The following is a 13,708-nucleotide window of genomic DNA, read 5'->3' as shown; positions in this document are numbered from 1 at the left end:
GAAAACGCTTATCAGTCTGAAGAGTAATATAAGAATTCAATTGAAAAAGATGGATCAGAAGAAAAGAGATGCTTAAAAAGTGACATTTTCAAAAATGGACAGCAAAACGATGTTTACCCGCACAGCGGATTTTTTTACACCGGCTGATAACAGGAGAAAGTATTATTTTAACGTCCGTGATAAGCAGGGGATAAAGTATCCATCGTAACCGGTTATGAGCATATGACGACGGAGATTACAGTGATGCGCCGCCACAAATCACCACTTCCTGACCCGTAATTGCATCGGCAGCCGGGGAGAGTAAAAAGCTGACCAGCCCTGCGACCTCCTCAGGCTGAATATAACGGCCGATGGGGGGCATGGTCGGCTGGGAACTTTCCCGTCCCGGCATGGTGAGCATCGGCGTGGCCGTCGCTCCCGGGGCCACAATATTGGCGGTAATACCGCGTGCGGCCAGCTCCGCCGCCCAGCTTCTTACCATCCCTTTCATTGCCGATTTGGTGCTGACGTACTGACTGCGTCCTGCGGCACCCACCGAGGTGCGACTGCCAATCAGAATAATACGTCCCCCCGCTGGCAGCCGATCCACCAGCTGGTTAGCCATCACTTCTGCTACGGCAATGTGTAACTGCCACAGCCGTTGGCCGCTTTCTTCATCAAGCTGGCCGAGCGGTGCTGCCTTCATCATCCCCGCCGCATGGATTAGCGCATCAACCTGCGACAGGGTACGTAACACCTGCTTTAAGGCGTGGGTATCAACCAGATCAACCGGCAGCGAGGTAAAGCGTGGATGCGGGAGTGCAACCGGCGTCCGGCTCAGTCCGGTTACCGTCCAGCCCTCGTCCAGTAATCGTGCAACAATCGCCGCGCCAATCCCGGAGCTGGCTCCCGTGATCAGGGCGTGGCGGCTCATCGCATCGTCCCCGACATCGCCAGTGGAATTTTAAACACCGCTTTACGCACCGTCGCGGGTTTACCAATGGCGCACAGTGCCTGGTGTGCTTCGCCCGGATAAAAGATGACGAAATCACCGGCAGCAAGCTGCACCGAATGCGGCAGCTGTGGGTGGGCGACAATAAACAGATCGGGTTTTGTTTCTGTTGCCTGTTGTTGGCGGGCGTCAGCACAGGAGAAATTGATGGTTTCTGTGCCCTCCAGCACGATCTGAATATCCAGATACTGACGGTGAAACTCAGTATGTCGGGTGTCAGCCACCGCCGTCTGTGCCACGCTGATGGTGTAAAACCAGCTTTCACCTGTCGGTTGAAATCTGCCGTCATCCTGCGCCCGCAGGGCCGCCAGACTGTGCTCCGGTCTGGTGAGCAGCGAGTAAAGAGAAGGCGGTAAGTTTGCCATCGTCAGGGTGTTCAGATTGCCGGTAATCATCGTTGCGCTCCTGCGTGGGTGACCCACTCTTCGTTGAGGCAGACATATTTGATCGCCTGGCGAAAGTAGGTATAGGCGATGTGCAGTTCGCCGTTGATCCCCTGTTTGATGGTGGGATAGGAGAATTCACGGTTGAGCTTCAGCTGTGAGTTGTTGGTCATACAATAGCCATCACCCTCATCAAGATTTCGCCGCCACGGCCAGCTTCTGCCACCGTCTTGCGACACAGCCAGCGTCATTGGTGCGCGCGGTGCGCCCCAGAACGCGGTTTTTCCGGCCTGCGATACCGGCGCAACGGCGGAAGCGGTGTCCTCCTCATCCTCAATTTCATCGTACAGCGACAGGCGTCGCTCGCTGGCGCCTTCGGCACTCATGGCGTTGAACACCAACGCCAGATTGCCATTGGCAAGCGTGGTGACCTGAATGGAGGAATTGTTATTTGGCAGGTCGGTGGGCTGCGGCACCGACCAGCTTTCGCCGTTATCGTATGAGCGACTGAGCCAGATATGGTCAGCCCACCGGCTGCGAAACAGCGCCAGCAGCGAGCCATCCTTCAGCAGTGTAATATTCATATGCACACGGCCGGTGCTTTCCGGCACCATCACATCACGCCACGTTTTCCCCTGATCCGATGAAATCTTCACCGCGCTGGTATCATCATTCCCCACCCATTTCTCGCCGGGCCGGGTTGTGCAGTAAAACACCGGCAGCAGCCAGTTACCATTGGGTAGCACCACCAGCGGCTGGCGGATAAACGTACCGGGCGTCTCCAGCAGTGTGGCGATGGGCCCCCAGCTTTTGCCAAAGTCGGCAGACTGACGATAGCGGACGATGGCGGTATCCTGATTACCTGATTTCTGCGCGGTATACATCAGCCACAGAATGTTATCCGGGGCAAGAAACAGCACCGGGTTTTGCTCCGAGCGGCCGTTGTCTTGCGAGAGCTTCTGCGGCTCGCTCCAGCGTGGGCTGCCTTTTGCCAGACGCGAACACCAAATGGAAATATCAGCAATCCCTTCCTGTGTACCGCCAAACCAGCAGCAGAGCACGTCGCCATCCGGCAACGGCAGCAAATTAGCCGCGTGATTCTGGGGGCAAGGGGAGGGCAGCATTGCGACGCGTAACGCGCTGTCGTCATCTGCCAGACGGATCAGTCCATCATGCTCCACGGTTACGGTATCCATTATTTTACGCTCCACTTTTTTGTAAACTGTCGTTGGTGTGCTTGTCGCTTTCCCGACGTGGGATCAGGTGATCAATTACCATGATCACCGCCGGTGTGATCAGGGCGATATACATGTTGTTAATGCCAAAGGGATCGCCCAGCAGGAACCACACCGAGGTCACCACGCAGGCACCCACCAGTCCCCAGTTTGCGCCGCGGGCGCTTTTGAACATCGGCAGATAGAATGCGATGATCGCCACCACGGAAATCGACAGGCGAATAGCGCGGGTAAAGAAAGAGAGCTTCAGCACTTCCGGTACCAGCAGCACGAAAATCAGCGGTGCAAAACCGATCGCCAGCGACAGCAGACGGGTCATTCTGAACTCCCGCTCCGGCGTGGGGTGGCGGTATGGCACATAGAAATCTTTGACAATCAGCGAGGCGATAGCCAGCGCCACCGTGCCGACGCTGACGAAAATAGACGCCACCAGCGAGGTGGTGACAATCCCGGCCAGCCACGGGCTCATATCCTGTAAAAAAACCGGCAGGGCATAGAGGCTCTTAATGTCGGGATGCAGGTATTTTGCCGCCACGCCAATCACCGCAATAGCAATACCGATGGGCAGGCAGAAGAAAAAGGCGACCCAGGTTGCCCGACGGGCGGCGGCAGGGCTTTTGGTTGAAGAGATCGCCTGGATAACAAACTGGGTACAGAAGATTGAACCAATGGTGCCGATCAGCCAGGCCACGATGGTGCTGGCCCCGACATGGCCGTCCCACGTCCAGTAAAAGTCCGGCATCTGTTGCACCATCGGCGTAATGCCGCCAGTCATCTTCAGCGCCACGCCAAGAATAATCAGAATGCCAACGTACTTCAGCGCGCTGTGTAACAGGGTGACCCACGCCATCCCCTTCATCCCGCCAAAGGCGAAGTAGAATGTACTGACAATGGCGGTGATAAAGGCGGCCACCGGCAGATTGACTTTCAGTACCGTGGAGATAGCCGCCGCGCCGCTGACGTAGTTGCCTACGTTCACCAGTAGCAGAGCGTAAATCATAATCAGGGAAATAATGTTTTTGGTGGTGCTACCGAACTTTTCGGCCACCGCACCTGAAATGGTGATTTTGCCGGTATTGTAGATGCGTTTCACCAGTAGCAGCCCGAAAATCGGGAAGCCAATCGCTGCGCCAATCACGGACCATGAGGCGGCAAAACCATCCTCAAAGGCGGCCTGTGCGGTGCCAATGGTTGACTTGGCACCGATATATTCAGACATCAGCATAATGCCAACGATAAAAGCCGGCATCGCCCGTGAACCTTCCATAAAATCGCCGGAACTTTTACTACGCAGGCGGTAAGTGAGCCAGGTGGTAAACAGAATATAGGCTACCACCATCCCGATAATGATCAGCGTGCCTGAGGAGGAAAACTCTTTCATTGTAATGCCTCACAGTTTCTCATGGCGCGCCCGACCTGAGGGGGCTGTTCGCGCCTTGCTGGGTTAAGGTAACGTCAGGCGGTGAGCACAGGTGTGGCCTGCCCGCCCACCACGCCGGTAGTTTCAGCGGTTGATGAAGGTGGCAACGTGACGGGCCAGCCAGGCAGTGCCGCCCAGGGGTATCTTGCCTGTCCCGGTGTCGCGGCGATTGCCGCTGTGGCACATCAGTGTGTGTATTGCCTGACCAGCTGGCGAATGCGCTGCTCTTCTTCGGCGCTGAAGCGCACGGCATAGCGGCTTTCACCCACATCATGGCCCATCAACGCCACCGCTTTTTTCACCACCGCGGGCGAAAAACCGATGCTGTAGAGATCGGTACGCAGGCCGGTGACGTTTTCCTGCGCGCGGCGTGAACCTGCAATATTCCCGGCGAGGAACTGTGACCAGATGGCGTTGATCGCTTGTGGCGCAACGTTGGCCAGGCCGGAGATACAGGCCGAACAGCCGTCAACGAACCCCTGATGGATCAGGGAATCCGGGCCGTTCAGTACATCAAAGCGATCAATACCTTCGGCGGCGTGCAGGAAACCGCTCAGGCTGTCATAACTGCCAGCGCTATCTTTAATGCCGACGATATTCGGGTGGGAAGCCAGCTGGCGCACCGTCTCCGGTTCCAGGGTGTTGCCGGTGCGCGCCGGGATGTTGTAGAGAAACAGCGGCACGTCAAGTGCGTCAGCAATCTGGCGGTAATGGGCCATCAGTGCCTGCTGGCTGAGTGGCACAAACCACGGCGTGATCGCGGAAACGGCATCCACCCCTGTCGCCGCAATCTGTTTGCCCAGGCGAACCGTTTCACGGGTAGCGATTTCACCAATGTGCGCGATAACCGGTGCCCTGCCAGCCACCTCCTCCACGCAGGTTCTGGCGACAGCCAGCTTCTCTTCACTGCTGAGCACAAAGAATTCGCCGTTGGTGCCGCCGCAGAAAATGCCGTTACCGGCGGCCAGCTGACGCCGGATCTGGATGCGCATGGCGGCGTCGTGGTAGTCACCGTCACGGGTGAATGGCGTGACGATAGCGGTCAGTACGCCGGAAATGTTTTTACTCATCATGTCCTCGTCATCAGTCAGGGGTGCGAGCCGGGAACAGCGACAGATAAACCTCACGAACCTCGCTGGCGCTGACCGGGGCAGGCACGTTCTTCATCAGGCGCTGTACATCCAGCGCGGCGTCAACCAGTGAGGGCAGCCGATCGGCGCCAATACCCAGTTCGTCAAGGCTGGCGGGCAGTTGCAGCCGTTTCACCAGCGCGGTGAAGTAGTCAACCAGCGCATGGGATTTTTGATCTTCAGTGAGGGCGGGGTCTGCATCCGGCAGCAGGTCATAAGCCTGTGCAAATTTGCTGACTACCGCCGGGCGAATGAAGCGCATACAGGGGGCGAGCAGGATGGCATTCGCCACACCGTGCGGAAGATGGTATTTGCCCCCCAGTGGGTAAGACATGGCGTGGACCAAATGCGTCCCGGCATGGGCAATCGCCGCACCGCCGTAATACGATGCCCACAGCATATCGAGGCGTGCGGTGAGATTGTCCGGTTCGGCCACGGCTTTTTCCAGGCTGGCAAACAGCTTATGCAGCCCCATCAGCGCGTAGTTATCGCTGACCGGATTGGCAACCGTGGCGGTGAAGCATTCGATCAGATGGCACAGTGCATCAATACCGGTGGAGGAAGCGATATGGGCGGGCATAGTGGTGGTCAGCTCCGGTGCCAGCACCACATAATCAGGCAACATCACCGGCGAAATAATTCCCACCTTGGTTTCTTTTTCAGGAATGGCCAGAATGGCGTTAGGGGTGGCTTCTGAACCGGTTCCTGCCGTGGTCGGGATCAGCAGTGACGCGGTACGATGCTGTGGTTTTTCACCCTTCAACAACGCATCCAGCGTGGGGGCGTTTTTAATGCAAAGCACCGACAGTAGCTTGGCAACGTCCAGCACGCTGCCGCCGCCGACGCCAATCACCAGATCCACCTCATGGCAATCCAGCCCGGCGAGAATTGTCGTCACATCATGCTGACTGGGTTCCGCCGGGACGCTATCAATCAGGATCAGGGTGCCAACCTGATTGCCCATCTCCCCGATCAGCGCCTGCACTGCCGGGATACCGACGATATTTTTATCCGTCACCAGCAGGGCGCGCTGTACACCCTGTAACAGCCAGCTGATGTCCTGAAGCGCCCGATAACCACTGATGACGGTGCTGTTGATATTCATTTGCCTTACCCTTGTCTGCCTTGTTGGAGAGAATTGATTGTATTCGCTCAATTTTCCGCAGTGTGCTGCAGTTCGTGATTAATTTTATAGGGTAAATTGATTTATATTAATTTGAAGTTGCTCACATATAATCAATTATGATTGAATATAATCAATATTACGCAAATCGACAGGTTTTTCCCGAAGGGGCGCAGGAGACGAAATGGCCTACGTGCAATGGAAAACGCCGGTGCTGGTGGTGGCGGACGATCTGACCGGTGCCAACGATACCGGTGGCGGACTGGCGAGGGCCGGCGCTCGCGTTAATGTCCTGTTTAACCCGACCGGAGAGGGGAGCCGAGATGACGCGGATGTCTGGGTGATCAATACCGACAGCCGGGCATGTGATGCGGCGCTGGCTGCACAGCGAACCACCGAGGCGGTGACCCGGGGTCGCGTGCTGACAGGCGACGGCTGGATCTTCAAAAAAATGGATTCCACGCTACGCGGCAATCCCGGCGCTGAGACAGAAGCGGCTTTGCTGGCCAGTAACGCCCCGGCGGCGCTGGTGGTTCCGGCGGTGCCGACGCTGGGCCGAACCACGCGGCAGGGGATGTGTTATATCGACGGCCAGCTACTGAGCGAAACGGAATACGCCAGCGACCCAAAGACGCCGGTCAGCAGCGCCAGCATCATTACGCGACTACAGGAGCAAAGCTCGCTGAACGCTGGCCTGCTGCCGCTGGATGCGGTGCGCCAGCCGGACCTGGCCGCCCGTCTCGCCGCCGCGATAGCTGAAGGCCAGCGGCTGATTGTGCTGGATGCGGAACGGCAGGAGGATTTACACCATATCGTGCGGACGGCGGCAGCGCTTTCGCCGCGTCCACTGTTGGTGGGTGCCGCCGGGCTGAGCGACGCCCTGAGCGAGTTTCTGGGTGGCAACGGTAATTCCATTGCTGCCTTGCCCATAACGCCAGGACAGCAGGCTGCGATGCTGGCGGTCATCGGCTCAATGAGTGATATCGCCAGCCGCCAGATTGTTCGCCTGCAGCAGCACTATCCGCTGTGCCTGATTGACATCGATATCCGGCAGGTTTTATGCGACGGAGCGGGTGATATGCCGTGGCGACAGCAGGCGACTGAGGCCCTGCAACGGGGGCAGCACTGCGTAGTGCGCACCTGCCAGCAGGTCAGCCAGCGATACGACATTCACGCCCTCTGCCAGCATTATGGCCTGAGCCGTCAGCAGATGGGCGAACATATTTGTGAGTTTCTGGCCGCGCTGGTGCGGGATGTTGTGGGTGAGGTACAGCCGCGAGGACTTTATCTCTCCGGCGGTGATGTGGCGATCGCCGTGGCCAGTGGGCTGGGTGCTGAGGGGATTCATCTCGGTGGGCTGGTGGCAGGCTGTGTCCCGTGGGGGCAACTGCTGAACAGTAAAAATGATCTGCTGGTGCTGACCAAAGCAGGCGGTTTTGGAGATGAAAATACCCTGGTAGACGTTTTTCATTTTATTGAGGAGAAGTCAGGTGAGTAAAATTATTGCGGTTACCATGGGCGATCCGGCGGGCATTGGCCCGGAAATTATTATTAAATCGCTGGCTGAAGGCGCGCTGTCGGGGGCGTCGGCCGTGGTGGTGGGGTGTGCCAGTACGCTGCGACGGGTGATGAGTATGGCTGTCACACCGCAGGCGGAATTGCGGGTGCTTAACCGCGTATCGGAGGCCCATTTTGCACCGGGGATCATTAATATTATCGACGAGCCGCTGGCCGATCCTCAGGCGCTCAGGCCGGGTGTGGTGCAGGTTGCCGCAGGCGACCTGGCATTTCGCTGCGTGAAAAGGGCGACGGAACTGGCGATGACGGGTGAGGTGCAGGCCATCGCCACCGCCCCGCTGAACAAAGAGGCGTTGCATTCGGCCGGGCATCTCTACCCTGGCCACACTGAACTGTTGGCGAAACTGACCGACAGTAAAGACTACGCGATGGTGCTTTATACCGATCGGCTGAAGGTGATCCATGTGACCACCCATATCGCGTTGCGTAAATTCCTTGATACGCTGAACGGTGAACGCGTGGCGACGGTGATTGGCATGGCGGATACCTTCCTGCGACGCGTGGGCTACCGGGATCCGCGCATTGCGGTGGCAGGAGTCAACCCACATGCCGGTGAAAATGGCCTGTTTGGCGACGAAGAGATTAACATCGTCGGTCCGTCGGTTGAGGCGATGAAGGCGCAGGGGCTGAATGTTTCCGGGCCGTGCCCACCGGATACCGTTTTTCTGCAATGCCATGAAGGCCACTACGATATGGTGGTGGCGATGTATCACGATCAGGGACACATTCCGCTGAAGCTGTTGGGTTTCTACGACGGGGTGAATATTACTGCCGGTCTGCCGTTTATCCGCACCTCTGCTGACCACGGCACGGCATTTGATATTGCCTGGACAGGTAAAGCGAAGTCTGAGAGCATGACGATTTCCATTCAGCTGGCAATGCAGCTTGCATAAGGATATATGAAGGGACAAAGCCGCCTCGACCAGATTATGGACTATCTGAAAAGCCATAACCTGGTCACCGTCGAGCAGCTGGTGGCAGCCATTGAGGCGTCACCAGCCACCATCCGGCGGGATTTAATCAAACTCGATCGTGAAGGGGTGATCAGCCGTTCACACGGTGGCGTGACCCTGAACCGTTTTATTCCCGCCCAGCCGACCACGCTTGAGAAAATGCAGCGCAATCTGGCAGAAAAACAGGCGATTGCCCGCGCGGCGGCGACCCTGGTGCGTTCGGGCGATGCGGTGGTGCTGGATGCGGGGACTACCATGATGGAGCTGGCGCGCCAGTTGACGCATCTGCAACTCCGGGTGATCACCGCCGATCTGCATATTGCGCTGTTTCTGTCGGAGTTCAAACAGATTGAAGTGACCATTATTGGTGGGCGCATTGATGATTCCAGCCAGTCCTGTGTCGGCGATCATGGCCGCAGGCTGTTGCGTAATCTCTACCCTGACGTCGCCTTTGTCAGCTGTAATTCATGGAGTCTGGAAAAGGGTATTACCGCACCCACCGAGGAAAAAGCCGGACTGAAAGAGGATCTGCTGGTGAATGCCCGCCGTCGGGTGTTGCTGGCCGACAGCAGTAAGTACAGTTCATGGTCACTGTTTTGCGCAACGCCGTTGCAAAATCTCACGGATATCATTACTGATAAACATCTGGGTGAAGAGATACAGCGTGAACTGGGGGACCAGCCTTTCCGTTTGCAGTTGACCTGATCCTGGAGCAAAAAAGCGGGCAATGCGCTGGCAGCCCGCTTTCGCTCTTATTCAGGGCGCTTTGGGCACCACGTAGGGAATGTTGCGTCCATAGTAAATTTCACGCATCTCTTTCCACAGCAGGTCGGTGATGCGTTTGTGTTCCAGTGGGCTTAACTCTTCCGGTTTGGTATTAAACAGGTAGTGTTTAAGATCAAACTCTTTCAGTAACATCTTGGTATGAAAGATGTTTTCCTGATACACGTTCACATCCACCATGTCGTACATCGACTTCATGTCTTCCGACATAAAGTTCTGAATAGAGTTGATCTGATGATCGATATAGTGCTTCACGCCGTTAACGTCGCGCGTAAAGCCGCGCACGCGATAGTCGATGGTGACAATATCGGATTCCAGCTGGTGGATCAGATAGTTCAGCGCTTTCAACGGTGAAATGACGCCGCAGGTCGATACTTCAATATCGGCACGAAAAGTACAAAGGCCGCCTTCAGGGTGGCTTTCCGGGTAGGTGTGAACGCAGATATGACTCTTATCGAGGTGAGCCACTACCGAGTTAGGCAGTGGGCCTGGATGCTCAGAGGTATCGATATCATCCGGGTCAATTGGCTCTTCGCTAACCAGAATGGTGACGCTGGCACCCTATGGCTCGTAGTCCTGACGGGCAATATTCAGCACATTCGCGCCAATAATTGAGCAGGTTTCACTGAGGATTTCAGTCAGCCGGTTAGCGTTATACTGTTCATCAATATAAGCAATATATCCGTCACGCTCCGCGTCGGAGTTGGCATAACAGATATCGTAGATACAAAAACTCAGGCTTTTGGTCAGATTGTTGAAGCCATGTAGTTTAAGCTTTTGCAATTTTGTTCACCCCCTTGAAATGTCCGGTCACTCGGCCAGCACATTTAACAGATATTGTGGCAGGGCAAAGCTGCCAGTATGAATTGCCGGATTGTAATAACGACAGTTAAGGCCAGTAGCAGCGAGACGAGCCTGCAATGTTGTGGTATCCGGCTGGCGCAGTGCCGGATTATCGCTGGCCCAGGCGAAGGTCATGATGCCACCGTAATAGGTCGGGATCGCCGCCTGGTAAAACGTGACGTCACGAAAGTAGTGGCTCAGTTTGCGATGGCTGTTAACGGCTTCTTCCTGTTGCAGGAAGCACACGCCGTTTTGTGCCACGAAGATGCCGTTTTCATTAAGGCAGCGGTGGCAACCTTCGTAAAAGGCGGAAGTAAAGAGGCTCTCACCGGGACCGATAGGATCGGTGCAGTCTGAAATAATTACGTCAAACTTATCGTTGCAGCGACTGACAAAATTCACGCCATCGTCAATCACCAGATTCAGACGCGGATCCTGATAAGCACCGGCGCTGTGATTGGGCAGATACTGCTGGCAGAATTCCACCACGCCCGCGTCGATTTCCACCATCGTTATCTGTTCGATGTTTTGATGACGACTGATTTCACGCAACATGGCACCATCGCCGCCGCCGATAATCAGTACGCGCTTCGCGTTGCCGTGGGCAAGCAAGGGCACATGGGTCATCATCTCGTGATAAATAAATTCATCACGCTCGGTGGTTTGTACCACACCATCCAGCGCCATGACGCGGCCCAGTGCGGCATTTTCAAAGATGATCAGGTCCTGATGCCCGGTTTGCTCACGGTACAATACCTGGTCAACAGAAAAACACTGCCCAAAACCGGTATGAAGCGTTTCATACCACCTGTCCTTTTCAGCCATGATGAGGCTCTCCTGGTGAAAATAGCCATGAAAAATGGGGCGGTATAATAGCTAACTCTGACCGTGGTTGCACGGTCAAATTATCAGCGAGGGCGCATTATGAGGATTATCTGACGTATGCGAGCAGGCTCAGGGAATCTCGGGCCAGGGATTTGCATTTCATATCGTTGGGTACAGCGATACCGCTGAGATCTTTATAACTGTCCTCGCCCAGCGACTTCATGTTATAGCTGCTGTAATTACTCAAATCCCAGCGATTCTGACGCGCAAGAAACATCAGCGCCCGGCGGATTTGATCATCCGGCAGATCCCGATAGCCGCAGTCATTTTTAAGGTAGACAAACACAGCGGTCAGATCCGCCAGATCTTCTGCTTCTGACTCGTTAAGCGCAAAACTTGCCGACGAGAAGCCAGATAGCCCCAGAAACAGCAGAGCCAGGATGCTTTTCTTCATAATTGTTCTCAACCGATTGGAATAGCCAGACGTTAGCACAGTTATTAACAGGCTTCAGGCAATTTTGCCTGAGCGTGGGCGATTTTCTTGTAATAACTTTCAGTGATGCCGCAGGCAACTTGACCCCGGTGCAGGGGCAGGGGTTATGCTGCTATCTGTAAACCATTTCTGGTGAAGGAAAAACGGATGCATCGTCGTGATTTTATTAAGCTGAGTAGCGCGATGGCCGCTGCCAGTGCGCTGCCATTGTGGAGCCGTTCACTGATGGCGCAGCAGCCCCGTCCCAGCCTGCCTGTCCCGCCACTGTTAACGCCGGACCCACGCGGCGTTATCAACCTTGCAGCGCAGCAGGGACAGACGCGGCTGCTGGGGAAAGCCGTCACCACCTGGGGATACAATGGCGCACTGTTGGGGCCAGCCATTGTCCTGGAGCGCGGGAAGCCGGTGACGATGAATCTGCATAACAGGCTGGCGGAAGCGACGACGGTCCACTGGCACGGACTGGCCATTCCTGGCGAAACAGAGGGCGGCCCACAGGGGCTGATTGCGCCCGGTCAGTTTCGCCGTGTCAGCTTTACTCCCGATCAGCCTGCCGCAACCTGTTGGTATCACCCACATCAACATGGTCGTACCGGCTACCAGGTGGCACAGGGGTTGGCCGGAATGCTGTTGCTGAAAGATGACGACAGTGAAAAACTGCTGCTGCCCAAAATCTGGGGCGTGGATGATATTCCGGTCATTTTGCAGGATAAGCGACTGAGCGCGGATGGCAGCAGGATTGATTATCAGCTGGACATCATGAGTGCGGCAACGGGATGGTTCGGTGACACCATGCTCACCAATGGCGCTGTCTGTCCACTGCATGCCGTACCGCGTGGCTGGCTGCGTCTGCGGCTGCTAAACGGATGTAACGCCCGTTCGCTGATGCTGGCGACCAGTGACAGCCGCCCGCTGTATGTGATTGGTAGCGATGGTGGATTGCTGGCGGAGCCGGTGCAACTCAATGAACTGCCGATGATGCCGGGTGAGCGTTTTGAAGTGCTGGTTGATACGCATGATGGCAAGACCTTTGATCTGCAAACGTTGCCGGTGCAGCAGATGGGGATGACGCTGGCACCCTTTGAGCAGCCGTTACCGCTGCTGACCATTCAGCCGTTGGCGATTCTGGCCAGTGGTACCCTGCCGGATAAGCTGGTGGCGGTGCCAGCCCTGCCAAAGCAGGAAGGGATACCATCGCGCCTGTTGCAACTGACGATGGACCCGGAACTGGACAGGCGCGGTATGCTGGCGTTGATGGAAAGGTATGGTCACGCCGCAATGGCGGGTATGAGTGGCGATGCGCATGATAATGCCCCTGACGATGCGCAACCAATGGCGGAGATGGATCATGGTGCAATGCCAGGCATGGCGCATGAGAAACCTGCCCCAGCGGCATTTGATTTCCACAATGCCAATAAAATCAACGGTGTTGCTTTTGATATGAACACGCCATCATTTGATGTGAAGCAGGGTGTCATGGAGAAATGGACCATTTCCGGCGAGGGCGATCTGATGCTGCATCCTTTTCATATTCATGGCACCCAGTTTCGTATTCTTTCTGAAAATGGTAAACCGCCGGCTCCCCACCGCAGCGGTTGGAAAGATATGGTTCGGGTGGAAGGCTGGCGCAGTGAAGTGCTGGTGAGTTTTAATCATCCTGCCAGTAAAGCGCAGGCTTATATGGCACACTGCCATCTGCTGGAGCATGAAGATACCGGCATGATGCTGGGATTTACGGTGAGTGAATGAGTCGTTTCCCGTACCTGATGACCGGGTGCTCAACAGATGAAAATCCACTGTTTCTGTCCGGCAAGCCCGGTTGAAGCACCCGATAAACGCACTCTGCGTTGGTTTCCGGGCTTAATAAACTGCTATGTGACAGCAGCGTTTTTCTGCCCATTCCGCCAGTGCCAGCGGAACAGATTTCGGGCAATGATTGGTTTGCAGTTTT

Annotated in this window: 12 protein-coding genes and 1 pseudogene; 4 read left to right on the top strand and 9 right to left on the bottom strand. The window is 55.8% G+C overall.

The genetic code is table 11. From position 1 onward, the window contains the following. Positions 1-235: 235 nt before the first annotated feature. The 6 genes from EB241_RS09155 to EB241_RS09130 all read right to left on the bottom strand — a co-directional run bounded on the left by EB241_RS09155 (position 236) and on the right by EB241_RS09130 (position 6,264). Positions 236-913, bottom strand: coding sequence for an SDR family NAD(P)-dependent oxidoreductase (locus tag EB241_RS09155; RefSeq protein ID WP_124232885.1), 678 nt, complete (start codon positions 911-913; stop codon positions 236-238). Further along, positions 910-1,386 carry a YhcH/YjgK/YiaL family protein gene (locus EB241_RS09150; protein ID WP_124232884.1) on the bottom strand — a complete coding sequence of 159 codons (477 nt, stop codon included), beginning with the start codon at positions 1,384-1,386 and terminating at the stop codon, positions 910-912. The genes EB241_RS09155 and EB241_RS09150 overlap by 4 nt, the downstream gene beginning before the upstream one ends. Next, positions 1,383-2,570: a sialidase family protein gene (locus EB241_RS09145; RefSeq protein WP_124232883.1), complete on the bottom strand. Its 1,188-nt coding sequence runs from the start codon at positions 2,568-2,570 to the stop codon at positions 1,383-1,385. Before EB241_RS09145 ends, EB241_RS09150 begins: the two co-directional genes overlap by 4 nt. 4 nt (positions 2,571-2,574) lie before the next feature. Then, entirely contained in the window at positions 2,575-3,990 is a 1,416-nt protein-coding gene (locus EB241_RS09140; protein ID WP_124232882.1) for a sodium:solute symporter family protein, read from the bottom strand. A gap of 224 nt (positions 3,991-4,214) precedes the next feature. Then, the gene (locus EB241_RS09135; protein ID WP_124233015.1) at positions 4,215-5,099 is read right to left on the bottom strand and encodes a dihydrodipicolinate synthase family protein; all 885 of its coding nucleotides are present in this window, start codon (positions 5,097-5,099) and stop codon (positions 4,215-4,217) included. A gap of 13 nt (positions 5,100-5,112) precedes the next feature. Next, on the bottom strand, positions 5,113-6,264 hold the full coding sequence (locus EB241_RS09130; RefSeq protein WP_124232881.1) for an iron-containing alcohol dehydrogenase: 1,152 nt from the start codon (positions 6,262-6,264) through the stop codon (positions 5,113-5,115). Positions 6,265-6,466: 202 nt separating this feature from the next. Between EB241_RS09130 and dtnK the strand changes: the two genes are divergently transcribed. The 3 genes from dtnK to EB241_RS09115 are packed head-to-tail and all read left to right on the top strand — an operon-like array spanning position 6,467 to position 9,518. Next, complete coding sequence (gene dtnK, locus EB241_RS09125; protein WP_124232880.1) at positions 6,467-7,780, top strand: D-threonate kinase; 1,314 nt, start codon at positions 6,467-6,469, stop codon at positions 7,778-7,780. Then, on the top strand, positions 7,773-8,753 hold the full coding sequence (locus tag EB241_RS09120) for a D-threonate 4-phosphate dehydrogenase (RefSeq protein ID WP_124232879.1): 981 nt from the start codon (positions 7,773-7,775) through the stop codon (positions 8,751-8,753). Before dtnK ends, EB241_RS09120 begins: the two co-directional genes overlap by 8 nt. 6 nt (positions 8,754-8,759) lie before the next feature. Further along, positions 8,760-9,518 carry a DeoR/GlpR family DNA-binding transcription regulator gene (locus EB241_RS09115; protein WP_124232878.1) on the top strand — a complete coding sequence of 253 codons (759 nt, stop codon included), beginning with the start codon at positions 8,760-8,762 and terminating at the stop codon, positions 9,516-9,518. Positions 9,519-9,569: 51 nt separating this feature from the next. On the opposite strand, the pseudogene speD reads toward EB241_RS09115, so the two are convergent. The 3 genes and pseudogenes from speD to EB241_RS09100 all read right to left on the bottom strand — a co-directional run bounded on the left by speD (position 9,570) and on the right by EB241_RS09100 (position 11,718). Then, positions 9,570-10,379 (bottom strand): annotated as a pseudogene (speD, locus tag EB241_RS09110) (adenosylmethionine decarboxylase). 27 nt (positions 10,380-10,406) lie between these two features. Further along, positions 10,407-11,264, bottom strand: coding sequence for a polyamine aminopropyltransferase (speE, locus tag EB241_RS09105; RefSeq protein WP_124232877.1), 858 nt, complete (start codon positions 11,262-11,264; stop codon positions 10,407-10,409). Positions 11,265-11,370: 106 nt separating this feature from the next. Beyond that, positions 11,371-11,718 (bottom strand): YacC family pilotin-like protein, encoded by a 348-nt coding sequence (locus tag EB241_RS09100; protein WP_124232876.1) that lies wholly within the window; start codon positions 11,716-11,718, stop codon positions 11,371-11,373. Between the two features lie 186 nt (positions 11,719-11,904). Between EB241_RS09100 and cueO the strand changes: the two genes are divergently transcribed. Beyond that, positions 11,905-13,506: a multicopper oxidase CueO gene (gene cueO, locus EB241_RS09095; RefSeq protein WP_124232875.1), complete on the top strand. Its 1,602-nt coding sequence runs from the start codon at positions 11,905-11,907 to the stop codon at positions 13,504-13,506. The last annotated feature ends 202 nt before the right edge of the window (positions 13,507-13,708 follow it).

The organism is Erwinia psidii, from assembly GCF_003846135.1.
In the GTDB taxonomy this organism is placed as follows: domain Bacteria; phylum Pseudomonadota; class Gammaproteobacteria; order Enterobacterales; family Enterobacteriaceae; genus Erwinia; species Erwinia psidii.
Note: the sequence above shows the minus strand (reverse complement) of the source record. Positions and strands in the feature narration are given on the sequence as shown.